Annotated in this window: 27 protein-coding genes; 12 read left to right on the plus strand and 15 right to left on the minus strand. The window is 67.6% G+C overall.

Annotated elements, in window-relative coordinates; all coding sequences use genetic code 11:
- Positions 1-55 precede the first annotated feature (55 nt).
- Genes kduI through ASE83_RS03235 form a run of 6 tightly spaced genes read left to right on the plus strand, consistent with a single transcriptional unit; the run spans position 56 to position 7304 of the window.
- Positions 56-895, plus strand: a complete 840-nt coding sequence (kduI, locus tag ASE83_RS03210; RefSeq protein WP_055783841.1) for a 5-dehydro-4-deoxy-D-glucuronate isomerase — start codon at positions 56-58, stop codon at positions 893-895.
- 13 nt (positions 896-908) lie between these two features.
- Positions 909-1664: a 2-dehydro-3-deoxy-D-gluconate 5-dehydrogenase KduD gene (gene kduD, locus ASE83_RS03215; RefSeq protein WP_055783842.1), complete on the plus strand. Its 756-nt coding sequence runs from the start codon at positions 909-911 to the stop codon at positions 1662-1664.
- Positions 1661-2662, plus strand: a complete 1002-nt coding sequence (locus tag ASE83_RS03220) for a sugar kinase (protein ID WP_055783843.1) — start codon at positions 1661-1663, stop codon at positions 2660-2662. The genes kduD and ASE83_RS03220 overlap by 4 nt, the downstream gene beginning before the upstream one ends.
- Before the next feature lie 54 nt (positions 2663-2716).
- Positions 2717-5305, plus strand: coding sequence for a PAS domain-containing protein (locus tag ASE83_RS03225; protein WP_055783844.1), 2589 nt, complete (start codon positions 2717-2719; stop codon positions 5303-5305).
- Positions 5306-5337: 32 nt separating this feature from the next.
- Complete coding sequence (locus ASE83_RS03230) at positions 5338-6498, plus strand: MFS transporter (protein WP_156352609.1); 1161 nt, start codon at positions 5338-5340, stop codon at positions 6496-6498.
- A gap of 47 nt (positions 6499-6545) precedes the next feature.
- Positions 6546-7304, plus strand: coding sequence for a metallophosphoesterase family protein (locus ASE83_RS03235; protein WP_055783846.1), 759 nt, complete (start codon positions 6546-6548; stop codon positions 7302-7304).
- 140 nt (positions 7305-7444) lie between these two features.
- Here the strand turns inward: ASE83_RS03235 and ASE83_RS03240 are convergent, their stop codons facing one another.
- The 5 genes from ASE83_RS03240 to ASE83_RS03260 form a co-directional block, all read right to left on the minus strand.
- Positions 7445-8194: a class I SAM-dependent methyltransferase gene (locus ASE83_RS03240; RefSeq protein ID WP_055783847.1), complete on the minus strand. Its 750-nt coding sequence runs from the start codon at positions 8192-8194 to the stop codon at positions 7445-7447.
- A 278-nt stretch (positions 8195-8472) separates the two neighbouring features.
- On the minus strand, positions 8473-9033 hold the full coding sequence (rpsI, locus tag ASE83_RS03245; protein WP_055899487.1) for a 30S ribosomal protein S9: 561 nt from the start codon (positions 9031-9033) through the stop codon (positions 8473-8475).
- A complete protein-coding gene (rplM, locus tag ASE83_RS03250; RefSeq protein ID WP_055783848.1) occupies positions 9033-9512 on the minus strand; it encodes a 50S ribosomal protein L13 in 480 nt (159 codons plus the stop codon). The genes rpsI and rplM overlap by 1 nt, the downstream gene beginning before the upstream one ends.
- Positions 9513-9640: 128 nt before the next feature.
- Entirely contained in the window at positions 9641-10459 is an 819-nt protein-coding gene (locus tag ASE83_RS03255) for a hypothetical protein (RefSeq protein ID WP_055783849.1), read from the minus strand.
- Entirely contained in the window at positions 10429-11457 is a 1029-nt protein-coding gene (locus tag ASE83_RS03260) for a COX15/CtaA family protein (protein WP_055783850.1), read from the minus strand. The genes ASE83_RS03255 and ASE83_RS03260 overlap by 31 nt, the downstream gene beginning before the upstream one ends.
- Positions 11458-11557: 100 nt before the next feature.
- Between ASE83_RS03260 and ASE83_RS03265 the strand changes: the two genes are divergently transcribed.
- On the plus strand, positions 11558-12112 hold the full coding sequence (locus ASE83_RS03265) for a DedA family protein (protein ID WP_055783851.1): 555 nt from the start codon (positions 11558-11560) through the stop codon (positions 12110-12112).
- Between the two features lie 128 nt (positions 12113-12240).
- On the opposite strand, the gene coaD is transcribed toward ASE83_RS03265, so the two are convergent.
- Genes coaD through ASE83_RS03280 form a run of 3 tightly spaced genes read right to left on the minus strand, consistent with a single transcriptional unit; the run spans position 12241 to position 13885 of the window.
- Positions 12241-12741, minus strand: coding sequence for a pantetheine-phosphate adenylyltransferase (coaD, locus tag ASE83_RS03270; protein ID WP_082443047.1), 501 nt, complete (start codon positions 12739-12741; stop codon positions 12241-12243).
- The gene (locus ASE83_RS03275; protein ID WP_055783852.1) at positions 12738-13643 is read right to left on the minus strand and encodes a polyprenyl synthetase family protein; all 906 of its coding nucleotides are present in this window, start codon (positions 13641-13643) and stop codon (positions 12738-12740) included. The genes coaD and ASE83_RS03275 overlap by 4 nt, the downstream gene beginning before the upstream one ends.
- A complete protein-coding gene (locus ASE83_RS03280) occupies positions 13643-13885 on the minus strand; it encodes an exodeoxyribonuclease VII small subunit (protein ID WP_055755721.1) in 243 nt (80 codons plus the stop codon). The genes ASE83_RS03275 and ASE83_RS03280 overlap by 1 nt, the downstream gene beginning before the upstream one ends.
- Positions 13886-14075: 190 nt before the next feature.
- On the opposite strand from ASE83_RS03280, the gene ASE83_RS03285 reads away from it, so the two are divergent.
- A complete protein-coding gene (locus ASE83_RS03285; protein ID WP_055783853.1) occupies positions 14076-14531 on the plus strand; it encodes a hypothetical protein in 456 nt (151 codons plus the stop codon).
- A 54-nt stretch (positions 14532-14585) separates the two neighbouring features.
- Here the strand turns inward: ASE83_RS03285 and ASE83_RS03290 are convergent, their stop codons facing one another.
- The 4 genes from ASE83_RS03290 to ASE83_RS03305 are packed head-to-tail and all read right to left on the minus strand — an operon-like array spanning position 14586 to position 18841.
- The gene (locus ASE83_RS03290) at positions 14586-15074 is read right to left on the minus strand and encodes a DNA-deoxyinosine glycosylase (RefSeq protein ID WP_268794956.1); all 489 of its coding nucleotides are present in this window, start codon (positions 15072-15074) and stop codon (positions 14586-14588) included.
- Complete coding sequence (locus tag ASE83_RS03295) at positions 15071-16249, minus strand: NAD(P)/FAD-dependent oxidoreductase (protein WP_055783855.1); 1179 nt, start codon at positions 16247-16249, stop codon at positions 15071-15073. Before ASE83_RS03295 ends, ASE83_RS03290 begins: the two co-directional genes overlap by 4 nt.
- Before the next feature lie 39 nt (positions 16250-16288).
- A complete protein-coding gene (locus ASE83_RS03300; protein WP_235512956.1) occupies positions 16289-17734 on the minus strand; it encodes a M48 family metalloprotease in 1446 nt (481 codons plus the stop codon).
- Positions 17735-17770: 36 nt separating this feature from the next.
- Complete coding sequence (locus ASE83_RS03305; RefSeq protein ID WP_055783856.1) at positions 17771-18841, minus strand: PA0069 family radical SAM protein; 1071 nt, start codon at positions 18839-18841, stop codon at positions 17771-17773.
- 50 nt (positions 18842-18891) lie between these two features.
- Here ASE83_RS03305 and ASE83_RS03310 point away from each other — a divergent pair, with 50 nt between their 5' ends.
- Positions 18892-19221, plus strand: a complete 330-nt coding sequence (locus ASE83_RS03310; RefSeq protein ID WP_055783857.1) for a VOC family protein — start codon at positions 18892-18894, stop codon at positions 19219-19221.
- Positions 19222-19282: 61 nt separating this feature from the next.
- A complete protein-coding gene (locus ASE83_RS03315) occupies positions 19283-19768 on the plus strand; it encodes a YbjN domain-containing protein (RefSeq protein ID WP_055783858.1) in 486 nt (161 codons plus the stop codon).
- Between the two features lie 9 nt (positions 19769-19777).
- On the opposite strand, the gene moaB is transcribed toward ASE83_RS03315, so the two are convergent.
- Genes moaB through ASE83_RS03330 form a run of 3 tightly spaced genes read right to left on the minus strand, consistent with a single transcriptional unit; the run spans position 19778 to position 22783 of the window.
- Positions 19778-20305, minus strand: a complete 528-nt coding sequence (gene moaB / locus ASE83_RS03320; RefSeq protein ID WP_055783859.1) for a molybdenum cofactor biosynthesis protein B — start codon at positions 20303-20305, stop codon at positions 19778-19780.
- A complete protein-coding gene (locus ASE83_RS03325; protein ID WP_156352702.1) occupies positions 20295-22034 on the minus strand; it encodes a lytic transglycosylase domain-containing protein in 1740 nt (579 codons plus the stop codon). Before ASE83_RS03325 ends, moaB begins: the two co-directional genes overlap by 11 nt.
- A gap of 32 nt (positions 22035-22066) precedes the next feature.
- Entirely contained in the window at positions 22067-22783 is a 717-nt protein-coding gene (locus ASE83_RS03330) for a uracil-DNA glycosylase family protein (protein WP_055783861.1), read from the minus strand.
- Between the two features lie 115 nt (positions 22784-22898).
- Here ASE83_RS03330 and ASE83_RS03335 point away from each other — a divergent pair, with 115 nt between their 5' ends.
- The gene (locus ASE83_RS03335; protein ID WP_055784442.1) at positions 22899-24560 is read left to right on the plus strand and encodes an electron transfer flavoprotein-ubiquinone oxidoreductase; all 1662 of its coding nucleotides are present in this window, start codon (positions 22899-22901) and stop codon (positions 24558-24560) included.
- 13 nt (positions 24561-24573) lie between these two features.
- Positions 24574-26142, plus strand: coding sequence for a tetratricopeptide repeat protein (locus ASE83_RS03340; protein WP_235512959.1), 1569 nt, complete (start codon positions 24574-24576; stop codon positions 26140-26142).
- Positions 26143-26147: the final 5 nt, after the last annotated feature.

A 26147-nucleotide genomic window follows, 5' to 3' on the forward strand; every position in this document is an offset into this window, starting at 1 on the left:
AAGAGCCGGTGTAGAGTGCTAACCAGCTGATACCGGTTACCATCAGGAGAGAGTGATGTTCGACCGGACCTATTACGCGACGCATCCGGGCATGATGGAATGCGTGTCGAACGAGGAGCTGCGCGACCGGTATCTCATCGACGGGCTGTTCCGCGAGGGGGAGTGCGTGCTGAACTACACCCATGCCGACCGGTTCGTGATCGGCGGCGTGGCGGTGGGCGATGCGCCGGTGAAGCTGCCGGTACAGACCGAACCGAAGTCGGCCGAGGGCCATCCGTTCCTCGAACGCCGCGAGATGGCGGTGGTGAATGTCGGCGATGCCGAAGGCACGGTGACCGTCGATGGCGAAGTCTTCACGCTGGGTAACAAGGACTGCGTCTACGTCACGATGGGCGCGAAGGACGTCGAGTTCGGCGGACAGGGCGCGCGCTTCTACATCGCGTCGTGCCCGGCGCATAAGGGGTTCCAGACCCGCAAGCTCGGCATCGCCGACGCCAACGCGCTGGAGCGCGGCAGCCTCGAGGAATCGAACGAGCGGACGATCTACCAGCTCGTCATTCCCGGGGTGTGCGATTCGGCGCAGCTGGTCATGGGGCTGACCGTCCTGAAGCCCGGCAGCGTGTGGAACACCATGCCGCCGCACATCCACGAACGGCGCAGCGAAATCTATTTCTACTTCGAACTGCCGACCGACAACGACAAGGTGTTCCATTACATGGGCGAGGGCGATGCGATGCGCCACATCGTCATGGGCAACGAGGAAGCGGTCATCTCGCCGCCCTGGTCGGTGCACATGGGGTCGGGCACGCGCGCCTATGCCTTTATCTGGGCGATGGCGGGCGAGAACCAGGACTATACCGACATGAACGTCCTCGACATCTGCCAGCTGGCGTGAGGGGGCGGTGGCGATGAGCAACCCCTTCGACCTTGCCGGCCGGGTCGCGGCCGTCACCGGGGCCAATACCGGCATCGGGCAGGCGATCGCGCTGGCGCTGGCCGCCGCCGGGGCCGATGTCGCGCTGATCGGGCGCACCCCCGCCACCGACACGGCGGAACAGGTCCGCGCGCTGGGCCGGCAGGCCGAGATCGTGTCGGCCGACCTGTCGACCATCGTCCCGGTCGACGGGGTCGTGGCGCAGGTCGTCGAGACGCTGGGCGGGATCGACATCCTCGTCAACAATGCCGGGATCATCCGCCGCGCCGACAGCCTCGACTTTACCGAGGCGGACTGGGACGCGGTGATCGACACCAATCTGAAATCAGTGTTCTTTCTGTGCCAGGCGGCCGGGCGGCACATGGTCGCCAAGGGTCGCGGCAAGATCGTCAACATCGCGTCGATGCTGACCTTTCAGGGCGGGGTCCGCGTGCCGAGCTATACCGCGTCGAAATCGGGGATCGGCGGCCTGACCAAGTTGCTGGCGAACGAATGGGCGGCGAAGGGCGTCAACGTCAACGCGATCGCACCGGGATATATCGCGACCAACAACACCGCCGCGCTGCAGGCGGACGAAACCCGCAACCGCCAGATCGTCGAGCGGATTCCGGCCGGGCGCTGGGGTGAGGCGAGCGATCTCGGCGGGGCGGCGGTGTTCCTGGCGTCGGCGGCCTCCGATTATGTCAACGGCCATGTCCTGGCGGTCGATGGCGGGTGGCTGGCGCGATGATCCTGTGCTTCGGCGAACTGCTGCTGCGCCTGAGCGCGCCGGGCCGCGAGTTGGTGATGCAGAGCGGCCGGTTCGACGTGCATGTCGGCGGGGCGGAGGCGAATGTCGCGGTCGGCCTCGCCAATCTCGGCCATGGCGCGGCGATGGTCAGCGTGGTGCCCGACAATCCGCTGGGGCGCGGCGCGGTGGCGGCGATCCGGGCGCAGGGGGTCGATTGTTCGCGCATCACGACCCGCGACGGGCGGATGGGGCTGTATTTCCTCAGTCCCGGTGCGGGGCTGCGCGCGTCGGACATCGTCTATGACCGCGCGGGATCGAGTTTCGCGACGGCCCCGGCCGAGGCGTGGGATTGGGACGCCTTGCTGGTCGGCTGCACCCGGCTGCACCTGTCGGGCATCACCCCGGCACTGGGCGACGAGACCGCCCGGGCAGCGATCGCAGCGGCGGAGGCGGCGCGGGCGCGGGGGCTGATCATCTCGTTCGACGGCAATTATCGTGCGCGGCTGTGGGAGGCATGGGACAGCGATCCGCGCGGCGTGCTGACCCGGCTGGTCGGGCTGGCTGACCTGTTGTTCGGCAACCACCGCGACGTGTCGCTGCTGCTGGGCGCGGAGTTTTCGGGCGATGGCGAACAGCGCCGGCGCGAGGCGGCGGAGGCGGCGTTCGCGGCCTTTCCGAACCTTCGGCACATCGCCAGCACCGCCCGCCATGTCGACGACGCCGACCGCCACCGCCTGTCGGCGCGGATCGATACGCCGTCAGGCGCGGTGCAGACCGCCGAAGTCGCCATTTCGGGCATCGTCGACCGGATCGGCGGCGGTGATGCCTTTGCCAGCGGCGTGCTCCACGGCTTGATGTCGGGCAAGGACGAGGCGACGGCGGCGAACTGGGGCCTTGCCGTCGCGGCGCTCAAACATTCGCTACCCGGCGATTTCAGCCTGTTTCGTCAATCGGATATCGATGCTTTCCTTGCCGGCGGGCTGGACGTCCGACGCTGATCCTAGCATAGCGGGACGGGGGAACGGCCGCGGGGGCGCCACGTTCCGTCATGGATGCGAGGCGACGTGAATCAGGGCGGCGACACGAGCGGACGGGCGGCCAGCGACGACCGCCGTATCGCGTTGGAAATCGCCGGCGCGGACGGCGGGACCGATCCGTTCGTCGCGGCCGTCCGCGCGACGCGGATGCCGATGATTATCACCAACCCGCGTCTGCCCGACAATCCGGTGGTGTTCGCCAACGACGCCTTTTGCCGCCTGACCGGCTATCGCCGCGACGCGATCATCGGCCGCAACTGTCGCTTCCTGCAGGGCGAGGATACCGATCCGGCAACGGTCGCGCAGATTCGCGATGCCGTGGCGGCGGTGCGGTCGATCGAAATCGATATCCGGAATTATCAGGCCGACGGCACGCCGTTCTGGAACCGGCTGCTACTGGCCCCGGTCCATGATGCCGATGGCAAGCTGGTCTATTTCTTTGCCAGCCAGCTTGACGTCACGCTGGAACGCACCCGGCTGGAGGGGCTGGAATCGAGCAACGCCGCGTTGCTGGCCGAACTGGCCGGGCGGTTTCGGGAACAGGAAGAGCGCGAACGCGAAATGTTGTTCGCGCTGGAGGCCGGACGGTTCGGTACATGGTCGTTCGACCGGGCGACGCGGCAGATCACCATGTCGGCGATCTGCCGGACCAATTTCGGGTTCGACGCCGATTACCCGCCGTCGACCGCCGAGGTCACGGCGATTCTGCATCCGGACGACCGGGCGGCGGCGCGCGCGGCGATCGAGGCCAGCTTCGCCGGCGAACCATTGGAGATCGAGGTCCGCATCCGCCCTGGTGACGGGGAGGTCCGCTGGATCGCCACCCGAGGACAACCGACGCTTAACGCCGATGGCGACGTCATCCGCCTGACCGGCGTGTCGATCGACGTCACGGTCTACAAGCGGCTGGAGGGGATGCGCGCGGCGATGGCCGAGCTGAACGACACGCTGCGCCTGCTCGACGATCCGGTCGACATGGGCGTGGAAGCGGCGCGGATCATCGGCGAAGCGCTGTGCGTCGACCGGGTCGGGTACGGCCTGGTCGATCGTGCGGCCGAAACGATCACGATCGAACGCGACTGGAACGCACCGGGGGTCGCGACCATCGCGGGGGTGCTGAACTTCCGCGATTATGGCAGCTATATCGACGAGTTGAAGCGCGGCGAAACGGCGATCGTCGAGGATGCGCGCACCGACCCGCGTACCGCCGACACCGCCGCCCAGCTGGAATCGATCAACGCGCGGTCGTTCATCAACATGCCGCTGACCGAACTGGGGGGCCTGGTCGCGCTGATCTACACCAACCATGGCGAACCCAGGGCATGGCGCGATGACGAGATCGCGTTCGTGCGCGAAGTCGCTGAACGCACCCGCGCCGCGACTGAGCGCCGCCGGGCCGAACGCGAACTGGCGGCGCTGGCCGAATCGCTGGAGGAACAGGTCGTCGACCGGACCAAGGCATTGGTGACCGCGCAGGACGCGCTGCGCCAGAGCCAGAAGATGGAGGCGATCGGCCAGCTGACCGGCGGGGTCGCGCATGATTTCAACAATTTGCTGACGATCGTCCGTTCCTCCGTCGACCTGCTGCGCCAGCCGACGCTGACCGACGAACGGCGCGAACGCTATCTGGCGGCGATCAGCGACACAGTCGACCGCGCGGCGAAGCTGACCGGGCAGTTGCTGGCCTTTGCCCGCCGATCCGCGTTGCAGCCGGCGGTGTTCGATGTGAACGAGGCGGTCGGCGCGCTGGGCGACATCGTGCGGACGCTGGCCGGGTCGCGGATCGCGGTGGCGATCCGCCCCTGCGATATGCCGGTCTTCGTCGATGCCGATCCCAACCAGTTCGATACCGCCATCGTCAATTTCGCCGCCAATGCGCGCGACGCGATGCAGGGGGAGGGCCGCCTGACCCTGTCGGTGGACCGGGTCGACGGTATTCCCACCGGTCCCGGCAGCGCCGCGCAGCCGGGCGAATTCGTCGTCATCACCGTCGGCGATACCGGCAGCGGCATCGATGAAGAGACGCTGACCCGCATCTTCGAACCCTTCTTCACGACCAAGGAGCTGGGCAAGGGCACCGGCTTGGGGCTGAGCCAGGTGTTCGGCTTCGCCAAGCAGTCGGGTGGGGAGGTTCGCGCGCGCAGCGTGCCGGGCAATACCGAATTCGCGCTTTATCTGCCGCAAGTCACTACCCCGGACCGGACGACCGCCCCGGCGCGCGAGGCACCGGAACCGCTGGCCGGCGACGGGCTGCGGGTGTTGGTGGTCGAGGATAATGTCGCGGTCGGCACCACGACGACGCAGGCGTTGGAGGCGCAGGGCTTCGCACCGGTCCATGTCGTCGATGGACAGGCGGCGCTGGCGCTGCTGGCCGAACGGCCCGACGGGTTCGACATCGTGTTCTCCGATGTGATGATGCCGGGGATCGACGGCGTCGAGCTGGCTGCGCGGCTGCGGGACCTCTATCCCGGACTGCCGGTGTTGCTGACCAGCGGCTATAGTGACGTGATCGTCCGCCATGGCACGATGGGGTTCGAACTGCTGCACAAGCCCTATACGATCGGCCAGTTGATCGTCGCGCTGCGCCGGGTCGCGGGGCGTTGACCCCGCCCGCCGCCGCGCCCGCGCGCGGTTTCGTGGCTCTCTATACGCTGGCCTATTGCGGGCTGTTCGTCGCGTTCATGCCGTTCGTGTCGATCCTGTTGCAGGTGAAGGTCGCGGCGATCGATCCGGCGAACCGGGTCGCGTTGCTGGGGTGGGCGGTACTGGGCGGCGCGGTCGTCGCCAGCGTGGCGAATATCGTCGCCGGCTGGCTGAGCGACCATCGCTGGCGCCGCACGCGCAGCCGGCGGCTGCCGATCGCGATCGGCCTGATCCTGCTGGCGTTGGCCTTTGCCGCCATCCACCGCGCCGGGGACCGGACCGCGCTGTTGCTCGCCATCGCCTTCTGGCAGGTCGCGTTGAACCTGATGTTCGCGCCGATGGTCGCGGTGATGGCCGACGAAGTGCCGGACATGCACAAGGGGCGGGTGTCAGGGCTGCTCGGCATTTCGCACCCGATCGGCGTGTTGTCGGCTGCCGCCGTCACCGCGCCGATCTTCCCGACCGAGGGGCTGCGATTCGCGGCGAATGTCGCGCTGGCCGCCGTGATGATCGTGCCGTTCCTGCTGCTGGCCCGCGAGCGCGGGGCGGGCGGTGGATCGGCGGCGGTCGATACGGTCCCGGTGGCGGTGGTGCGCGGCGATCTGATGCGGGCATGGGTCGCCCGGCTGGCGATGCAGGTCGCGGGCAACGGGCTGACCGCCTATGCCTTTTTCCATTTCGCCGACCGCTGGCACGGAACGGGCGATCCCGCCGGCCCGGTGGCGCAGGCGATGGCCATCGTCACCGGCGTCGTCGTGGTCGCGACGATCGTCGCCGGACGATGGTCGGACCGGATGGGCGGCCGCAAGCCGTTCCTTGGCGGCGCGACGCTGCTGGTGATCGCCGGACTGATCGGAATGGCGACGGCACCGGGCTTTGTCGGCGCGGTGATCGGCTATGGCGTCGCGCAGACCGGGCTGTCGGTGTTCCTCGCGCTGCATTCGGCGTTGGCGATGCAGATGCTGCCCTCGCCCGAAACGCGCGGCCGTGACTTGGCCGTATTGAACCTGACCAACACCCTGCCGGCCTGCGTTCCGCCGCTGTTGGCCGCGCTGGTGCCGGCGGGGGCGGGGCTGGGGGCGGTGTTTCTCGCGCTCGCGCTGGTCTCGGCGGTGGGCGGCGGCACGGCGCTGGCGATCCGTTCGGAGCGCTGACCGGCTTCGTGCGTTGCTTGGGCTACGTCCATAGCAGGGAGTGCCTGATGATCCGTCTGTTCCACGTCAGCGACGTCCATTTCGGCGCGGAGGACAAAGCGGCGCTTGCGTGGTTCGGTGAAGCGGTGCGGCGCGAACAGCCCGACGCGATCATCATGACCGGCGACCTGACCATGCGGGCGCGCACCGCCGAGTTCGAGGCGGCGGCGATCTGGCTGGAGAACCTGGGCCGCCCGGTGACGGTCGAGGTCGGCAACCACGATCTGCCGCTGTACAATCTCTTCGCCCGGTTCGTGCGGCCGTACAAGCGGTACAAGCGGCTGGAGCGCATGATCGAGCGCCCGCTGGAAATCGACGGCGTAGCGATCGTCCCATTGAAGACCACCGCGCGGTTCCAGTTCCGCTGGGACTGGTCGAAGGGCTATGTCAGCGACGGCGCGCTGGCGCGGACGCTGCGGTTGATTCAACGCGTGCCGAAGAACAACCTGATCTTCATCGCCGCGCACCATCCGCTGATTGATGTCGGAACGAAATCCAGCGGAGAGACGCGCGGCGGTGCGGTCGCGCTGGACGCCGTGGTTGCGGCGGGTGCTCATGCGGTGCTGTCGGGCCATGTCCACGACCCGTTCGACATTCCCTATCAAACCGCCGGCGGACAGTTGCGGATGGTCGGGGCTGGCACGCTATCGACCCGCACCCGCGACGATCCTCCGTCGTTCAACGAGATACGGATCGAGAATGGCCGGTTCGAGACGATCGCGCGCAAAATGGGTGTCGCGGACGAGGCGGTGACGGCGACGGCTTGAGGAACCGGATTTCTGGTTCGTTTGGCCGCACACGTCCCCAGCGAAGGCTGGGGCATCGTACGGCTCCTGCCGTATGCAATCACCGGAATATCCGAGCCTTCGCTGGGATGACGTCTGCGGCGGATGGCGGCGATCGGAGTCTACGACAGCCGCTGCCCGATCAGCGTACCCTTGGTCCCGCGATTGACCAGTTCGAAGCGGAAGTTCGGCCAGCGCCGGCGCCAGCGCTGCGCGACGACCCGTTCGCCGGGCCGCGCGCCGTCGTCCAGCATGACGACGCCGCCGACCGGCAACCGGTCGAACAGCGTTTCCGCCGCGCCGCGCACATAGGGATGGATCGTCCATGGCGGCCCGTCGATCAGCAGCAGATCGACCTGATCGGGCAGGGCGTCGATGTCATACCACACGCCCGGCCAGTCCCCCGGCGCCGCGACCAGCGGGGCGGCGCGCAGGTCGGCCGCGATGCCATGTTCGGCCAGCCAGTCGCGCGTCGCATCGACGAAGCCGGCATGTTGGTCGAAGCTGATGAGTTGTCCGCCGCCATGCTTGGCCAGCGCTGCGCCGGTCACCAGGCTCGATGCGCCGGTGCCCAGTTCCACGACGGTCTGCGGGCGGCTGGCGGCGATGCGCTCGACAATCAGCGAGAGATAGCCGGTATCCGCCTTCCAGCTGCCGAGGTTCGGCAGGGCGTCGGGGGCAAGGCCCAGATCGGCCATCAACCGCGCCTTGTCGGCCTTCTTGCCGCCCGACAGGCTGCGCAGGAGCCACGGCCACTGGATCGCGCCGAACGCGATGGTGAACAATTTGTCCGAAAGGCTGCGGCGAAGTTCGTCGGGCCACAGGTCCGAATCGGCGAGCGGCAGCAGCGAAGTCTTGGCACGCGAGGTCATGGCGTCTCTTGCAGTAACTCCGCCAGCGTGCGGACGGCTCTCGCTATACGGTTACGCGCCAAACGAAAAGGGCGGCCCGATACCGGACCGCCCTAATTCGACCGCGATTGGCCGCAAACGGGAACCCTTTCGGCTCCCGTGCGTGGCAACCTTGCCTTAAGGCGGTACCGGCCCGCTCCCCCACCCGGCCACCCACAGCGTATCCTGATTGGGTGGCCGGGTGGGGGAGCGGGCCGGTACCGCGAAACGCGTCCGTTGGGCGCGTTTCCAAACGGGTCTTAGCGCTTCGAGAACTGGAAGCTGCGGCGGGCCTTCGCCTTGCCGTACTTCTTACGCTCGACGGCGCGGCTGTCGCGGGTCAGGAACCCGGCGGCCTTCACCGGCGCGCGTAGGATCGGCTCGTAGCGGGTCAGTGCCTGGCTGATGCCATGCTTGACCGCGCCGGCCTGACCCGACAGGCCACCGCCCTTGACCGTGCAGATCACGTCATACTGACCATTGCGATCGGCGACACCGAACGGCTGGTTGATGACGAGGCGCAGCGTCGGACGGGCGAAATACACTTCCTGGTCACGACCGTTGATCGTGATCTTGCCCGAACCCGGCTTGATCCAGACGCGCGCAACGGCATCCTTGCGGCGGCCGGTGGCGTAGGCGCGGCCATAGGCGTCGATTTCCTGCGCGCGCAGCGGCATCGTCGGGCGGGGCGGTTCGACCGGAGCGACAGGTGCTTCGGCGCCGTCGACCTGCGGAGCCGGCGCCTGCGGCGCGGCAGCAACCGGGGCCTGCTGACCGGTCAGGTTCGCGAGGTCGGAAAGGGACTGGCGGTTGTCGGACATTATGCGCCCACCTTGTTCTTGCGATTCATGCTCGCGATGTCGAGAACCTGCGGGTTCTGCGCTTCATGCGGATGCTCGGCACCCTTGAAGATGCGCAGGTTGCGCATCTGGTCACGACCCAGCGGCCCGCGCGGGATCATCCGCTCGACGGCCTTTTCCAGCACGCGCTCGGGGAAACGGCCTTCGAGGACCTTCTCGGCGGTGACCGCCTTGATGCCGCCGGCATAGCCGGTGTGCTTGTAATAGGTCTTCGTCTTCGCCTTGTTCGAGGTGAAGCGAATCTTGTCGGCATTGATGACGACGACGTTGTCACCGCAATCGACGTGCGGGGTGAACGACGTCTTGTGCTTGCCGCGCAGGACGTTGGCGATGATCGACGCAGCGCGACCGACCACCAGGCCGTCGGCATCGACGATATGCCACTTCTTCTCCACCTCGTGCGGCTTGGCCGACTTGGTGGTCTTCATGAGCGCCTTCATGGGCGTTGGACCTTTCGGATATATGACGCGTCCACCCCGAACCGGAGTGGTGCGAACGCCGGCCAATTGCCGAAGGACGGGCGGAAAGTCAAGCAAAGCGCGGCTTTGCTGACGGGTATTGGGATACCCTATGGCTGGCGCTGGCTGATCCGGGTGGTCGCGATCGACGTTGCCGCACCGCTTTCGATGCGGACGATGGTCTGCTGGGCCAGGATCAATCCGGTCCGGGCATCGACCCGTCGCGTGATGGTGCTGGTGCGTCGCCCGCTGGCCTGTCCGCCGCGCGCCACGACGTCGCCCGACAGGCGCTGCTCCTCGACAAGGACGCTGCCCTCGGCATGGACGCGTTCGGTGCCGGTCACGTCGGACCCGCCGTCGAACGGTGGTGTGGCGCGCTGCCGTACGTCATGCTGCGGCACGACTCCGCGGCGAACGATGTCGGGGGCGAGCAACGTCGCCAGCATCGATCCGAGCATCGCCACCTGCTGACGCTCCGGCAGGGCACGCAAGGGGGTGGTGAGCTTCTGCAACATCGCCGTCCGCGCCGGGTCGCCACCACCTTGCGCGGTGATCGCGTCGAGCAGCGTTGCCCACAACGCTTCGCGCTCTACCACGCCGATCACCTCGCCCTGGTCCGACAGGCGATAGAGGATCGGCCGACCGCGCAGCGTGGCGAAGGCGCGTTCGAACATCGCGCCGGGACCATCGGACAGGCCGCCCGCGACCGACTCGATCGTCATCTCGGCAACCAGGCCGGTCGGCGTGCGGCGGAAGCGGACGGTCCGATCGGTGGCATAGCGGCGGACGACGCCGGCCTCGTCGCGCTCCTGTTCGATGTGATAGCGATAGGCAGTGTCGAGCGCCGGCGCAAAGCCGGTCGCCGTAGCCGCCTCGATCGCGGGAGGAGGCAGGTCGATCATCGACGACCGGTAGCGTGCGCGCCCCATGTCGCGGCGACGACCAACAGCGCGCCGACCAATTGGTGCAGCGCCGCCACTTCGATCCGGACCCCGGTCATCACCGTACTGATCCCGAGCAATATCTGCACGCCGAAGGTGATGTGGATCGCGCGGGCGACCCTGGGGTGGCCCGCGCGCTTGGCGTCGCGCGCGAGGAAAATGAGCGCGCCGACCGCGACCCATGCCCACCAGCGATGGATGAAATGGACGACATACGGATCGTTGACGATCGCATCGAGCGGCGCACGCGCTGCCCATTCGTCCACCGGAAAGAAACGGCCGTTCATCAGTGGCCATTGATCGGTGACGAGGCCAGCGTTCAGGCCGGCGACCCACGCACCGAATAACAACTGCACGAACAGCACCGGCAGTGCGACGAGTCCGACCGGGGTCAATCTGGCGGGCTTGGAATAGGGATTTGCCGCTAGTTCGCGCAGGTCGAGCGCCGTCCACACCGTCCCGGCAAGGATCAGCAGGGCGTTGAGCAGATGTACCGACAGCCGGATGTGCGACACGTCGGTTCGCACCGACAGGCCCGACGCGACCATCCACCAGCCGATCGCACCCTGCAATCCGCCGAGCGCCAGTACGGCCAGCAGCCGGCCCTTGTAACCCCTCGGGATCGCCCCGCGAATCCAGAACCACGCCAGCGGCACGGCAAAGGCGACCCCCACCAGTCGGGCCAGCAGGCGATGAAAATATTCCCAGAAGAAGATGCCCTTGAACTGGGCCAGCGTCATGCCCTGGTTGAGTAGCTGATATTCAGGAATTTTCCGGTAATTGGCGAACTCCGCCTCCCACTGCGCTGCGTTCAGCGGTGGGAACGTGCCTGACAGCGGCTTCCACTCGGTGATCGACAGGCCGGATTCGGTCAGCCGGGTGATCCCGCCGACCACCACCATCGCCACGACCAGCGCGGCGACCCACCATAGCCAGCGTGCGACAGCGCCGGGACGGGCGCGCGAGGGAAGGGGGGGAGCGAGCATCGTCGGTGTCTAGCGTGGCGGCGCTCCCCGAGAAAGGGTCTCGCGTGGCTTTACCGGCGGTCGCTTGCCTGTACGATGGTGCGATGCGGAATGCTCATCCATGACGATCGAGGCGCTGGTCGCCCGTTACGGCCTAGGCGCGCTGCTGATCGGTGCCGGGGTCGAGGGGGAAACGGTCGTGGTCCTTGGCGGGATCATGGTCCAGCGCGGGGCGCTGCCCTATGTCGGCGCGATCCTCGCCGCCGCGATCGGGTCGTTCGTCGCCGACCAGTTGTTCTTCGCGGCGGGGCGGCGGTTTCGCGACCATCCCCGGGTTCGCCGCTGGAGCGCCAAACCCGCCTTCGCCCGCGCGCTGACGACGTTCGAGCGGCATCCGACGCTGTTCGTTTTCGCCTTTCGCTTCCTGTACGGCCTGCGCACCGTCAGCCCGGTCGCGATCGGTACGACGCAGTTGCCACTGGCGCGGTTCATGCTTCTTAACGGCGCTGCAGCGTTGCTGTGGGCGGCGATCTTCGTGTCGATCGGCTATTGGTTCGGCCACGGGTTGAGCGAGGTCATCGGCCGCTGGCTGCCGTCATGGCAGGTGCTGGCCGGCGGGGGGATCGCGATCGTGCTGCTGGCAGGGGTTACGTGGCTGGTAAAACGCCGAACCTGAAAATCCTTCCCGGCTCGGGGAGGGGGGCAGCCGCAGGCTGGTGGAGGGGGGCGCAACCGGTCCGCTGGTGGAAGCCCTCCTCCCACTACCGCTTACGCGGCGGTTTTCCTAGCCGTGCCGGGGAGGAGTCAGTCCCCCTTGCGGCCGAGCTTCTCGACCCGCTCGATCACTTCCTCGCACACCGCCGGCGATACGAACTTCGCGATCGACCCGCCATACATCGCGATTTCCTTGACTAGCCGCGACGCGATCGGTTGCAGCGAGACATCGGCCATCAGGAAGACCGTTTCGATCCGGTCGTTCAGCTGCTGGTTCATGCCCGCCATCTGATATTCATATTCGAAATCGGCAACGGCGCGCAGGCCGCGGACGATGACGCTCGCCCCCTGTCGTTCGGCGAAGGTCATCAACAGCGCATCGAAGGCGACGACCTCGATGTCGCCCTCGACCCCCGCCACCTCCCGCTCGACCATGGCGAGGCGTTCGTCGAGCGAGAACATCGGCGACTTGGACGGATTGGTCGTGACCCCGATCACCAGCCGGTCGACCAGCTTCGCGCCCCGCCGGATGATATCCATATGCCCGCGCGTCACGGGATCGAACGTGCCGGGATAGACGCCGATCCTCACCGGTCGCGCTCCAGCACGTAGCGGGCGATCGCGCGCAGCAGGTCGGCTTCATGGCCGAAGTCGCGCAGATGTTCGATCGACTGGTCGACCAGTCGCCGCGCCTGTTCGCGCGCACGGTCGAGGCCGAGCAGCGAGAGGAAGGTTTCCTTGCCTGCCTCGCCATCCTTGCGCAGCGCCTTGCCCACCGCCGCCTCGTCGCCCTCGACATCGAGGATGTCGTCGGCGATCTGGAAGGCGAGGCCGATGTCGCGGGCATAGCCGCGCAGCGACGTGCGCTGATCGGCCGAAACGCGGCCGAGGATCGCGCCGGCTTCCACCGAACAGGCGATCAGCGCGCCGGTCTTCATCGCCTGCAACCGGGTGACGGTGTTCAGGTCGAAGCTGGTGTCCTCCGCCTCTAGGTCCATCGCCTGTCCGCCCGCCATGCCCGACGGGCCGGAAGCGTGGGCAAGGTCGGCGATCAGTTCGATGCGGACATGCGGATCGGGATGGGTCGCCTCGTGCGCCAAAATCTCGAACGCCAGCGCGTGCAGGCAATCGCCCGCCAGGATCGCGGTCGCTTCGTCATACGCCTTGTGTACCGTCGGCTTGCCGCGGCGCATGTCGTCGTCGTCCATGGCGGGCAGGTCGTCATGGATCAGGCTGTAGACATGGATGCATTCGATCGCGAGCGAGGCGCGGGCGGCGCGCACCCGCTCGACGTTGAACAGCCGTGCGGTGGCGAACACCAGCAACGGCCGCAGCCGCTTGCCTCCGCCGATCGCGGCGTGCCGCATCGCGCGGTACAGGTTCGCGCGCGGATCGCCCGGCACCGGCAGCAGCGCGTCGAACTGGCGATCCATCTCTGCGGAGATTTCGCGAAGGGCGGCGTTCAAGGACACCGACGGCGCGACGGTCGCCATTATTGCGCGTCGAACGGCTGGGTGGTGGCGCGCCCTTCGGCATCGACGCGGATCGCCTCGATCCGGGCCTGCGCCGCATCGAGCCGGGCGGCGCATTGCGCGCGCAGCAGGTCGCCGCGCGCATATAGGTCGATCGCGGTCTGCAGGTCTTCCTGACCCGTTTCCAGCCGGCTGACGATGGTTTCGAGTTCGCGCAGCGCGTCTTCGAAGGACAGGGTGGAAACATCACGTTCGTCGGACATGGGCGATGCTATGCGGCAGGGGGCGGGGCGATTGCAACCGGGCGTGTGCCGGGTCTCGTGGATTAAGAGTGCGATCGACCTTGGATCGTGGGAGCGGCTTGCCTGATAATGCCCAACGGTGTTCGCTGTTCAATTGTAACGTTTCACCGATAGCAATAGCGCCGACTGCGTAGCTGTCTGGAGGTGCCGGATGAGTGTCGATTTCTACGTCGCGGTGCCCGCCGCCAATTGGCCGACCGCTGCTGCGGTACGCCAGTGCATGACGGACCGAGGCTTTCCGGTTGCGATCAAACATTTTCCGATATTGGACAGCGCAAGCGTCGTGCGAGACGGAGTGCTGGTAGCGATCGATGGCAAGGACGCGTATCTGGAGGGGGAACTTGCCCCGGCTGCACTGATGCCAGAAGAAGTACAGGACGTGAATGGCCGCCTGACGGGCGTCTCCGCTTCCGAACGGATTCGTGGAACGGACGCGATCATGAGCATTCGGATCGCCACCCCGAATGAAATGCGCGCCACTAGCTATGTGATTTCGGCACTGATTGTCTGTTTTGGCGGGTTTGGTTTTGAACCCCAGGGCGACACCTATGGCCGCGAAGACTTCGCGCGTGTGCTCGTTCAAGATGCGGGAGCGCTGAAGGGTTAGTAGCAGGATAATTCTGCGAACGGAGACCTGCTTGCCGAGAATGGGGGCGGGCGCTCACGCGGACCGCAGATGCGTTCCGATCGCGTCCCACGCCGGCTGCTTCGCCGCCGCCCCGACCGTGTGCAACGGGCTGCTCGATGGCAGGGCCAGCGTTTCGATCCCTTGCACCAGCGCCCGCCCGGCCTTCCACGCGGTTCCGCCGTTGAACGCCACCAGCCGCAACGCCGGCAGGGTCGCTATCAACGCCGCTACGTCGTTAGCGGTCGCGTCGCGAATCGCGGCGTCGCTGCTGCCGGGGCGGGTAGCGCTCGCCACCACGTCCCACAGCCCGATGCCCGCCGCCTGTAGCGCCGCCAACCGGTCGACATACTCCAGCGCCGGCAGGTCCACCCCGACCACCGGCGACAGCAACCGCCAGAACTGGTTCTGCGGATGGGCATAATAGCGCCCGGCCGCCAGCGATGCGTCGCCCGGCAGGCTGCCGAGGATCAATACCCGTGTCGACATGTCGACGACCGGCGAAAAGGACGTCTTGCGGCTCACACCGCCTGGCCCGCTGCCCAGCCGCTCGACCACGCCCATTGGAAATTATAGCCGCCCAGCCAGCCGGTGACGTCGACCGCCTCGCCGATCACATGCAGTCCCGGCAGGTGCTTGGCCGCCATCGTCTTCTGGTTCAGCCCATCGGTCGCGATGCCGCCGACCGTCACTTCGGCCTTGGCGAAGCCTTCTGTGCCGTTGGGATGGAATTGCCAGCCGCTCAGCCGCCGTTCGACCTCGGTCAGCACCGCGTCGCGCTGGTTGCCCAGTTCGCCGGGGCAGTCGAGCTTTGCCGCCAGTGCCTCGGCCAGCCGGTCGGGCAGCGCCGAGCCGAGCGCCGAGCGCAGGCCGATGCGCGGGCGGTTGCGCTTCAGGTCGGTAAGCCAGCCGGGCGCGCGGTCGGGGACGAAATCGATCGTCACCGCTTCGCGGTGCCGCCAATAGGAGGATGCCTGCAATATCGCCGGTCCCGACAGGCCGCGATGGGTGAACAAAGCCGCCTCGCGAAACTTGGCCTTGCCCGCGCCCGCGCCCGCGCCCGCCACGACCTCGGTCGCGACGCCGGACAATTCGCGGAACAGCGCGTCGTCCGGCGGCAGCGTCAGCGGCACCAGCGCCGGGCGCGGTTCGATCAGTTTCAGCCCGAACCGCTTGGCAAGGTCATAGGCGAAACCGGTCGCGCCGAGCTTCGGGATCGACGGCCCGCCGGTCGCGATCACCAATGACGGCGCGGTCAGCGTCCGGTCGCCATGGACCACGGTGAAGGTACCATCGGCATGGGTCACGTCGCGGACCGGCTGGCCCAGCGCGATGTCGGCGCCTTCCGCTTCGGCCAGCAGCATCGCGACGATCTGTCGCGCCGATCCGTCGCAGAACAACTGGCCGAGCGTCTTTTCATGCCATGCGATGCCATGGGCATCGACCAGCGCGATGAAGTCCTGCACGGTGTAGCGGCCGAGCGCCGAGCGCGCGAATTTCGGGTTGGCCGAGACATAGCGGTCCCAGCTCGTCCCGACATTGGTGAAGTTGCAGCGCCCACCGCCCGAGATGACGATCTTGCGCGCCGGCTCCGGCGCATGATCGACCACGATAACTCGCTTGCCCCGCCGTGCGGCGATACCGGCGCAGAACAGACCCGCGCCACCCGCGCCCAGGATGATGACGTCATGACTGGCCATCCGCCGCCCTTCGCATGGCAACCGGGCGGCGGAAAGGGGTCAGCCGCGCACGACCAGCTTCACCAGCTGTCCCGGCACCAGCCGCGCATCGTCCTCCAGCCCGTTCAGCGTCAGGAAGCGATCGCGCTGGAAATCGGGATAGGTCATCTGCCGGGCCAGCGAATCCACCGTGTCGCTGGCCTTGACCGTGACGATGCGGATGCGCTTGCCGGTGATCGCGTTCGCCTCCGCCTGGGTCAGCGTGCCGAAGCTGTCGAGCAGCGATTCGAACGGCCCCACGCCGCGCCCGGCGGGCGTGACGATCTGGAAATAATAGGTGGCGGCAGGGTAGCGATAGGCGACGATGGTGACGTCGACCGCCTGGTTGTTGGCGTTGGCGCGGACCGTCGCGGTCGCCGCGTCGGTGCCGTTGATCCGCGTCGACTGCGGCTCCGGCGGGTTCTGCGCCCCGAGCGCCGCCAGCCGCTGCCGCACGACGCTGGCCGGATCGCCCGCCGGCCCCATGCGGAACTCGGCCTGACCGCCCTGGCCCGCGATGGTCACCGCGTCGGTGCCGTTCTGCAGCGCATAGCCGCTGGGCGCGGTGAAGCGGATGCGCAGGCCGGGATGCTTGAAGGTCGTTCCCTCGATCACGCCCTGCGCGGGATCGTCGTCATAGCGCAGGCCGTCGAGCATCCGCAGATAATTGGTGTCCTGCACCGGCTGGGTCGTGGCACCGCCCGCCTGCTGCGCTAGTGCGCGGGCGCGCTTCACGCGGTCGGCGCCGTTGGGATGGGTGCTCATCCATGTCGGCACGCTATTGCCGCCGCGCCCGCTGGTCTGCGCGGCCAGCGACTGCGCGTCGTTCAGCTGGACCAGCGCATCGGCCATGCCCGACGGGGCATAGCCGGCGGCAGTGGCATAGCGCACGCCGAACTGGTCCGCCTGATATTCCTGATTGCGACTGTAGGACAGGGTATAGAGCTGCGACCCGGCCCCGGCGATCCGCCCGACCAGATCGCTGCCGGTCACCGCGCCCAGCAACGCGGCGCCGATCGACCCGATCGTCGAGCGGGTGTTGCGCGAATTGCTGTGCCGTGCGGCGACATGGCCGACCTCATGGCCCATCACCGCCGCCAGTTCCGCCTCGCTGTTCATCAGAGCCAGCAACTGCCGGGTGATGTAGACATAGCCGCCGGGGATGGCGAAGGCGTTCTCGACCGGCGAATTGAGCAGGGTGACGGTGAAGTCGCCGCTGGCATTGGACAGTCCGGACTGGACCGCGACCTTCTTGCCGACGCGCTCGACATAGGCGGCCTGCGGTCCCGAATATTTGCCGCCGAATTGCGCCAGCAATTGCGGATTGGCCTGCGCGCCCTGCGTCCGGTCGCTCTGCGATATCGCCCGCGTCTGGGCATGGACCGGCGCGGTGATCGTCGCGGCGGTCAGCATCGCGGCGGTCCAGAAGCGTGTCGTCATCGTCGTATCGTCCCCGTTATTCCTCATCCGGAATACGTTGCGATACGACAACGGTTCCGTCGTTCAGCTGAACAACTCGCCCTGCGCGCCCACCGGCCGGCGAAAAAGATCGCAGCGCAGCCGGGGATGGCCGCCGGTCAGCGCGTGACGGCGACAGGCAATGGCGAAGCGGGTAGCGAGTAGCTGGCCCCACACGCCTTGCCCGCGCATCCGCGAATGGAACGCCGGGTCGTTGTCGCGTCCGCCGCGCAGCGACTGAACGATCGCCATCACCTTGCCTGCGCGGTCCGGGAAATGCGTCTCCAGCCAGGCGCGAAATAACGGCGCGACCTCATGCGGCAGGCGCACCGGCAGGAAATAGGCACCCCTAGCCCCCGACTGCGCTGCACGTTCGATCAGATTTTCGACCTCGTGATCGGTGATGGCTGGAATGACCGGGGAGATCGACACGAATACCGGCACCCCCGCCGCCGCCAGTGCCGCTACCGCTGCCAGCCGCTTTTCCGGATGGGGTGCGCGCGGCTCCAGCGTGCGCGCGATCATCGGATCGAGCGACGTCACCGACAGGGTGACGCTGACCAGACCCTTCGCGGCCATCGGTGCCAGCAGGTCGATGTCGCGCAGCACGCGGTCGGATTTGGTGGTGATGGTCAGCGGATGGTTCGTCTCCGCCAGCACCGCGATGCAGTCGCGCGTGATCCGCCAGTCCCGCTCGATCGGCTGGTAGGGATCGGTATTCGTCCCCATCGCGATCGGCCTTGTGACATAGCCGGGCTTCGCCAGTTCTGTCCGTAGCAGCGCGGCGGCATCAGGCTTGGCGAACAGCTTGGTCTCGAAATCCAGCCCCGGCGACAGGTCGTGATACGCATGGGTCGGGCGGGCGAAACAATAGATGCAGCCATGTTCGCAGCCGCGATACGGGTTGATGCTCCGGTCGAAGGGGATGTCGGGCGACGTGTTGCGCGACAGGATGGTGCGAGGGCGCTCGATCGCTATGGTGGTGCGCAGCACCGGCTCCGCGCCATCGACCGTTTCCCGCCAGTCGAGCCAGTCGCCGTCCGCCTCCTGCGCGGGCAGGGCGAAGCGGGCGCTGGTGGCATTGTTCGTCGCTCCTCGGGCGGGACGGTTGCGCATTGCACGACGCTATCCGATCGACTAGAACGAAGCAAGAACAAGGAGGGATTATGGCGCGGCTGAACTATCTCGAACTACCGGTCACCGCTACGGCACCGGCCAAGGCCTTCTACACCGCCGTGATGGGGTGGCAGTTCACCGACTATGGTCCCGATTATGCCGCGACGACCAGCGGCGATACCGATCTGGGGCTGGACGCCGACACGTCGCTCACCACGTTGCTGCCGGTGATCGAGGTCGACGACCTGGAGGCGACGCTGGCGGCGGTCGAGGCGGCGGGCGGGGCGGTCGTCCAGCCGATCTTTGCCTTCCCCGGTGGACGGCGGTTTCATTTCCGCGATCCCGACGGTCATGTGCTGGCGGCGATGGTCGCGGAATGACCTTGTCCGACCGATCCGTGAACCGATAGGAAGCGGGTCGGGTAGAACGGGGGACTTGTCGATGTTCGGAACGATGATCTGGGCGGCGGCGGCATTGGCCGCTCCCGACGGAGCGCTGCTCGACCTGCGCCAGCCGGGCAATGTCGTCACCGCGTTGCAGGCGGCGGGGTACAAGGCCGAACTGAAGATCAACAAGCAGGGTGAGCCATACATCCTCAGTGCGACCAACGGCGAATCCTTCACCGTCGAATTCTATGGCTGTGACGGGTTGAAGGATTGCAAGTCGTTCCAGTTCGCGTCGTGGTATAAGGCCGAGCCGGTCTTCACCGCGACGATGACCAACGAATGGAATGCCAGGAACCGGTTTCTGAAGGTCGCGGTCGATTCGGACGGCGACCTTCGGGAGTTTCTGGACGCGACGGCGGTGGGTGGCATGACCCAGGCGCAGTTCACCGATCTGGTCGGATGGTATTCCGACATGGACGGGCTGTTCGGGCGGTTCCTGAAGGAAAAGCGCGACGCGGCAAAGGTCAGGCCGGCGAAGTGACGTCCGGCCCTATCGCTCCAGCAGGCGCGGCATAAGCTCGACGAAGTTGCAGGGGCGGTGGCGGATGTCGAGCTGTTCGCGCAGGATGCCGTCCCACCCGTCCTTCACCGCGCCGGTCGATCCGGGCAGGGCAAAGATATAGGTGCCGCGCGCGACGCAGGCGGTGGCGCGCGACTGGATCGTCGAGGTGCCGATCTTGGCATAGCTCTGCCAGCGGAACAGTTCGCCGAAGCCGGGGATCAATTTGGTCGCGACCCGTTCGACCGCTTCGGGGGTCACGTCGCGCCCGGTGACGCCGGTGCCGCCGGTAGTGATGACGCAGTCGATGCCGTCGTCGTCGATCCAGCCGTGCAGCCGCGCGACGATCGTGTCGATGTGGTCGCGCACGATCGCCCGGTCGGCGACGACATGGCCGGCGCCCTCGATCCGCCCGACCAGCGTGTCGCCCGAACGATCCTCCGCCAGCCCGCGCGTGTCCGATACCGTCAGCACCGCGATCCGCACCGGCACGAACGGCCGGCTTTCGTCAATTGGCATCGGCCACCCGCGTCTGGCCCGCGCCCTTCACGCGCACGGCGGCGGCACCGGGCAGGCCCGGAAACTTCGGCCACATCCCCTGTGCCAGCGCGGCACGGCTGGCCGACGGCTTGCCGGCCTGCTTTTCGTACATCCAGTAGTTGCGCAGCACGGTCATGACGTAGCCGCGCGTTTCCCAATAGGGGATCGATTCGATATAGAGCAGCGGATCGCCGCCGTCCTTCAGCTGCACGTTCCACGCCTCGACCGGCGTCGGCCCGGCATTATAGGCGGCGATGACCTTGGGCAGCAGCCCGCCGGTGAACGGCCGGTCGCGCAGCTGTTCCAGATAGCTTTGCCCGACCGCCATGTTGACCTGCGGCTTCGACAGCGCCGATTTTTCGAGGCTGAGGCCGTGCGCCCGCGCATAGTCGGCCAGCGCGCCGGGGCGGACCTGCATCAGCCCGGTCGCACCCGCCGGGCTGACCACACCGGCATCGAAGCGCGATTCCTGCAGCGTGTGCGCGAACACCAAAGCCTTGTCGACGCGCCAGCCACCCTCCGGCGTCCAGTCCGGTGCGGGATACCGAGCCTCGACCAGCGGCCGTGCACCCTGCGGACCGTTATGCGACAGCCACAACTGCGTCGCGGGCAGGTTCAGCGAACCGCACAGCCGGGTGAGCGCGGTATAATCCCCCGCGCCGCCGATCCGCGCCTGATGGCGCAACAGCTTGTCGGCCAGCGCGCCTTCGCCGATTTCGGTCAGTGCGGCGGCGACCTTGACGTTCGATCGCCGTTCCAGCGCGCGCCAGTCGTCGGTCGCCGGCGCGCGAGCGCCGGCATCGGCCCCTTCGATCAGGCCCAATGCCTGCCGCGCGAGCAGCCCGTAATAGGTTTCGCCATATTGCGCAGCAGTCTGGAGCCGCGCCTGCACCAGATCGGGTCGGCCACAGGCGATGTCGGCGCGTGTCGCCCAATAGAGGCCGGCCGAGCGCAGTTCGGTATCGCCGGCCCGCTGCGCGACGCTGGCAAAGGCGGCCTGCGCGGCGGCGCAATCCTGTTGCCGCCACGCGGCTAGACCCTGCGTCCAGTCGGCCTGTGCGGTCCAGTCGCCCTGTCCTTGCTGCGCCACGGCGGCAAGGCGGCGGGCATTGGCGTCGTCGCCCGCAACGAAATAGATCCATGCCACGCGCCCGCGCATTTCGGTCAGCGCGTCGGGCGTCAGGTCGGCAGCGCGCGTGGCGATCAATGCTTCGGCGGCGGCACCGTCATCGGCCTTCACGAACGGCTTCATCGCATCGAGCAACTGCGCGGCGGCGGCATCGCTGCGGGCGGCCTTGGCGCGGACGCGGACCGGCGCGGCGTCGAACCACACCAGCCGCTGCGGCGTCGGCAGCTCGGGAAGGGCGGTCGCGCCGCGCAGCTTCGCGATGCGGGCGAGGTCGGGGGCATGGGGCAGGTCGGGCGCTTCGGTGAGCACCGCCATCAACTGCGGCAATTCGACCTTGGGCGACCCCTTGGCGGTATAGAGTTCGGCGCGGGCGACGGCGTGGAGCGGTCCCGGCTTCATTGCGTCGAGCCGCAGCTGTGCATCGGCCCAGCGCCCGCCCCGGATCGCGGCGAAGACCTGGGTATAGGCGTCGCGATCCTCGGGCGACAATTGCGGGGGAATGCGCGCTTCGGCAACGGCAATGGCCGCGCCGCGCGTCGGCGTTTCATCGGCATGGGCAAGGGTGGGAAGGGCGGGCATCAGCAGCGCCGCGAACACGAGTGGATTGAGTTTCACGCGGTCGGTTCCCTGATAAGCAACTGCAGGTGCCGCCATGTTTCCGCCTTGGCCAAAGGCCGCTCCAACAGGAAGCGCGGGTGGAACGTGGCGATCGTGGGACAGGCTATGCCGTCATGGTTAAGGGCGCGTAAACCGCCACGCTGGCCGTCGGGACCGAGCAACGCGCGGCACGGCTCCGCGCCGAACAGCAGCAGCTTCTTCGGCGCGACCAGCGTGACGAGCGTCCGTGCGAGTTCGTCCAGCGTCGCCTGCGCGTCGGCGGGCATCCGGCCGGTCAGTGGGCGGGCATGGGCGATCCCGGCGATGACGACCTGTTCGCGGACTTCACCGATCGCGGCCAGCATCCGGTCGAGTAGCGCACCGACCGGGCCGGTCATCCAGCCGCTCTCGGCCGAATCATCGGGTTCGGGCAGGTCGGTCAGGATCATCAGCGACGGATTTTTTTGTGCGGCGACCGGCACGCGCGCCGCGTTCCACCCGGCCTCCGGCACGGCATCGCCCATCCGCCACGCGACAAAGGCGTCCAGCGTGTCGGGCGGCAGGTCGGCGGCGGGGGCAGACGTTACGGCAAGCGGGCGGACCGGGGGGGCAGGGGCCGCGAACCAGTCGCGCAGTTCATCCTCGACCAGCGTGTCGACGCCGGCGTCGCTCCACCATTCGAGCGCGCTGGCCGCCGCCTCATGCCACTGAATCTGCTGGTCCGCCCCCATGACGCCCTTAAGGCACTGGGTTGACCTCCCCGTCAATCTGCCCAAATCGTTGGCAAGGACAGGGCGTGGCCCTCACGCGACGACATGGGGCGGCTGGCCGCCAGAGGATGGAATGATGAGCGAACGGGAATCGATGCCCTATGACGTCGTGATCGTCGGCGCGGGGCCTGCCGGCCTGTCCGCGGCGATCCGGCTGAAGCAGATGGCGGCGGACACGGGTAACGAACTGGCCGTGTGCGTGCTGGAAAAGGGGTCGGAGGTCGGCGCCCATATCCTGTCGGGCGCGGTGTTCGATCCGCGCGCTATGGACGAATTGCTGCCCGAATGGCGGACCATGGGTTGCCCGATGGCCGAGGTGCCGGTGACCGAGAACCACCACTGGCTGCTCTCCGAAACGGGCAGGAGCGAGGTGTCGCACCGCATCCTGCCGCCGTTCATGCAGAACAAGGGCACCTATACCGGGTCGCTGGGCAATATGTGCCGCTGGCTGGCGGAACAGGCCGAAGGTCTGGGCGTCGAAATCTTCCCCGGCTTCGCCGCTGCCGAAATCCTCTACAACGACGATGGTTCGGTTAAGGGCGTCGCGACCGGTGACATGGGGATCGCCCGCGACGGCACGCGCAAGCCCGACTGGCAGCCGGGCCTCGAACTCCACGCCAAATACACCTTCTTCGCAGAAGGCGTGCGCGGCCATCTGTCGAAACAGATCATCCGCACCTTCGATCTGGCGAAGGACAGCCAGCCGCAGGTCTATGGTCTGGGCATCAAGGAATTGTGGGACATTCCGGCGGAAAACCACGTCCCGGGCCGGGTGATCCATACGCAGGGCTGGCCGCTCAGCGAAACGCGCGGGTCGAACGGCGGCGGCTTCCTGTATCATCAGGCGAACGGGCAGGTGGCGCTCGGCTTCGTCACGTGGCTCAACTATTCCAACCCGTATCTCTCGCCGTTCCAGGAAATGCAGCGGTGGAAGACCCATCCGGCGATCGCCGCGATCCTGAAGGGCGGCAAGCGCGTGTCCTATGGCGCGCGCGCGATCAACGATGGCGGGTGGCAGTCGGTGCCCAAGCTCACCTTTCCCGGCGGGGTGCTGGTCGGTTGTTCGGCGGGATTCCTGAACGTGCCGCGGATCAAGGGCATCCACACCGCGATGAAGTCCGGCATGATGGCCGCAGAGGCCGCTTTCGCGGCCGTGCGCGACGGGCGGACCGGTGACGAATTGACCGCCTATACCGCCGCCTATGAAGCGAGCTGGGTCTATGAGGAACTGCGCACCGTCCGCAACGTGGTGCCGCTGGTCAAGAAATATGGCGATTTCGTCGGGTCGGGCATCGCCAACGCGACGATGTGGGCGGAGCATTGGGGGCTGCGGATGCCCTTCACGCTCGGCCATCATCCCGATCACGAAAGCCTGTGGCGCAAGGATCAGGTCAAGCCGATCGCCTATCCCAAGCCTGACGGCGTACTGAGCTTCGATCGCCTCTCGTCGGTGTTCCTGTCGAACACCAATCATGAGGAAGACCAGCCGGTCCACCTGACGCTGAAGGACCCCGACGTGCCGGTCGAATACGACCTGCCGCTCTATGACGAACCCGCGCAACGTTATTGCCCGGCGGGCGTATATGAGATCGTGGGGGCAGAGACCGACGCGCCGAAGTTCGTCATCAACGCGCAGAACTGCGTCCACTGCAAGACGTGCGACATCAAGGACCCGACGCAGAACATCAACTGGGTCGTGCCGGAAGGCGGCGGAGGACCGAATTATCCGAACATGTAGCATCGGACTGATCGTGGCGACGCTGGTGGCGGCACCGGCGTCGGCGGCGCCTACTCTGCCTGCCGCACCCCTGACAGCCTATGTCCACGCCCGCGCCGCTGATGCGGAGGGGCAGGTGACCGTCGCCGCGCAGGGCTATGCGCTGGCACTCGCCGCGCAGCCTTCCGATCCGGTCATCGCGGTTCGTGCGGTGCGACAGGCGCTGGCGGCCGGTGATCTGCCGCTTGCCCGCCGCGCCGGTGCCGTGCTGCGCACCGCCGACGTCGCGCCGCCCGATCTCGACCTGCTCGTCTTCAGCGATGCGGTGATCGCCCGCGATGCGAAGGGGCAGCGCGCCGCGCTCGACCGGTTGGCCGGATCGCCGCTCGGCTTTCTCGTTCCCATGCTCGCCGGCTGGGTCGACCTGCCCGCCCCGGAGATCGCCGGCGACGGCGGCGCGATCCCGCGTCGTTATGCCGCCGAGAACGCCGCGCTGCGGCTGCTCGCGACCGGGCAGACGGCAGCGGGGATCGCTGCTACCCGAGCGCTCCTGTCGGCGACCGGTGGTGATGCGGATTTCCGCCTGAACGTGGCCCAGCTCATCGCCCGCGCCGGGGAACGCGATACCGCCCGGGCGCTGCTAGCGGGCGACGACCCGGTGCTCGCCCGCGCCGCCGAGACGCTGGGCCGTGGCAGCAAGGGCGATGCGCGCTTCGGCGTGTCGCGCCTGTTCGCGCGGATGGCGGGCGACCTGTCGGCGGAAGGGACCGAGGCGCTGGCGATCATGCTCAGCCGTTCGGCGCTGCTGCTCGATCCCGGCTATTCCCGCGCCCGCATCGCACTGGCCGACGCGCTCGCCCGCGACGATGCGGTGGCGGAGGCCCGCGCGACGCTGGCGCAAATCCCGCCGGGCGATCCCTTTGCCGGCAGCGCCAATGCGCTGGGTGTCGTCATCCTTCAGCGGGCGGGCGACCTGCCCGGTGCGCTGGCACTCGCGCGCGAACAGGCGGAACGGCGGGGGGCGGCGACCGCCAGCCTGCGCCGCTATGGCGACCTGCTGCTCGAATCGAACCAGCCGGCCGAAGCGGCGCGCATCTACGAACGCACGCTGGCACAGGCGGGGCCGACGGCGGACTGGACATTGTACCTCCAACGCGGCGCGGCGCTCGACCGGATGGGCGACTGGGCTGGGGCACTGCCGATGCTGCGCCGTGCAGTCGAGCTGGCCCCGCAGGAACCGGCCGCGCTCAACTATCTCGGCTATGCGCAGGTCGATCGTGGTGAAAATGTCGCGGAGGCGACGCGGATGTTGGAGCGTGCACATGCCCTCGCGCCGAAGGACCCTGCCATCGCCGACTCGCTCGGCTGGGCGCGGTTTCGTGCCGGCAATCTCGCCGCCGCGCTGCCGTTGATCGAGGGCGCGGTGCGGCAGGCGCCCGACGATCTGGAGATCAACGAGCATCTCGGCGACCTCTATTGGGCGGCCGGCCGCCGGGTCGAGGCACGCTATGCCTGGAACGCGGCGGCGGTGTCCGCCAACGGTCCCGACGCGGCCCGGCTGGCGACGAAGCTTGCGAACGGGCCGGCTTCGTCGCATCGCTGAGCGCG

Origin of the sequence: Sphingomonas sp. Leaf32, from assembly GCF_001421765.1 — a bacterium.
Taxonomy (GTDB): Bacteria; Pseudomonadota; Alphaproteobacteria; order Sphingomonadales; family Sphingomonadaceae; genus Sphingomonas.

Bases quoted from the DNA above. Each gene is read 5' to 3' on its own strand.
- ASE83_RS03255 (WP_055783849.1), bottom strand. From the start codon at position 10,459: ATGGGGCGCGCACGCTACCGGTCGTCGATGATCGACCTGCCTCCTCCC.
- ASE83_RS03220 (WP_055783843.1), top strand. From the start codon at position 1,661: ATGATCCTGTGCTTCGGCGAACTGCTGCTGCGCCTGAGCGCGCCGGGC.
- ASE83_RS03300 (WP_235512956.1), bottom strand. From the start codon at position 17,734: ATGAGGAATAACGGGGACGATACGACGATGACGACACGCTTCTGGACC.
- kduD (WP_055783842.1), top strand. From the start codon at position 909: ATGAGCAACCCCTTCGACCTTGCCGGCCGGGTCGCGGCCGTCACCGGG.
- ASE83_RS03275 (WP_055783852.1), bottom strand. From the start codon at position 13,643: ATGGCGACCGTCGCGCCGTCGGTGTCCTTGAACGCCGCCCTTCGCGAA.
- ASE83_RS03295 (WP_055783855.1), bottom strand. From the start codon at position 16,249: ATGGCCAGTCATGACGTCATCATCCTGGGCGCGGGTGGCGCGGGTCTG.
- ASE83_RS03325 (WP_156352702.1), bottom strand. From the start codon at position 22,034: ATGCCCGCCCTTCCCACCCTTGCCCATGCCGATGAAACGCCGACGCGC.
- ASE83_RS03330 (WP_055783861.1), bottom strand. From the start codon at position 22,783: ATGGGGGCGGACCAGCAGATTCAGTGGCATGAGGCGGCGGCCAGCGCG.
- ASE83_RS03335 (WP_055784442.1), top strand. From the start codon at position 22,899: ATGAGCGAACGGGAATCGATGCCCTATGACGTCGTGATCGTCGGCGCG.
- moaB (WP_055783859.1), bottom strand. From the start codon at position 20,305: ATGCCAATTGACGAAAGCCGGCCGTTCGTGCCGGTGCGGATCGCGGTG.
- ASE83_RS03260 (WP_055783850.1), bottom strand. From the start codon at position 11,457: ATGCTCGCTCCCCCCCTTCCCTCGCGCGCCCGTCCCGGCGCTGTCGCA.
- ASE83_RS03315 (WP_055783858.1), top strand. From the start codon at position 19,283: ATGTTCGGAACGATGATCTGGGCGGCGGCGGCATTGGCCGCTCCCGAC.
- kduI (WP_055783841.1), top strand. From the start codon at position 56: ATGTTCGACCGGACCTATTACGCGACGCATCCGGGCATGATGGAATGC.
- ASE83_RS03235 (WP_055783846.1), top strand. From the start codon at position 6,546: ATGATCCGTCTGTTCCACGTCAGCGACGTCCATTTCGGCGCGGAGGAC.
- rpsI (WP_055899487.1), bottom strand. From the start codon at position 9,033: ATGTCCGACAACCGCCAGTCCCTTTCCGACCTCGCGAACCTGACCGGT.
- ASE83_RS03225 (WP_055783844.1), top strand. From the start codon at position 2,717: ATGCGAGGCGACGTGAATCAGGGCGGCGACACGAGCGGACGGGCGGCC.
- ASE83_RS03240 (WP_055783847.1), bottom strand. From the start codon at position 8,194: ATGACCTCGCGTGCCAAGACTTCGCTGCTGCCGCTCGCCGATTCGGAC.
- ASE83_RS03310 (WP_055783857.1), top strand. From the start codon at position 18,892: ATGGCGCGGCTGAACTATCTCGAACTACCGGTCACCGCTACGGCACCG.
- ASE83_RS03280 (WP_055755721.1), bottom strand. From the start codon at position 13,885: ATGTCCGACGAACGTGATGTTTCCACCCTGTCCTTCGAAGACGCGCTG.
- rplM (WP_055783848.1), bottom strand. From the start codon at position 9,512: ATGAAGGCGCTCATGAAGACCACCAAGTCGGCCAAGCCGCACGAGGTG.
- ASE83_RS03285 (WP_055783853.1), top strand. From the start codon at position 14,076: ATGAGTGTCGATTTCTACGTCGCGGTGCCCGCCGCCAATTGGCCGACC.
- ASE83_RS03305 (WP_055783856.1), bottom strand. From the start codon at position 18,841: ATGCGCAACCGTCCCGCCCGAGGAGCGACGAACAATGCCACCAGCGCC.
- ASE83_RS03265 (WP_055783851.1), top strand. From the start codon at position 11,558: ATGACGATCGAGGCGCTGGTCGCCCGTTACGGCCTAGGCGCGCTGCTG.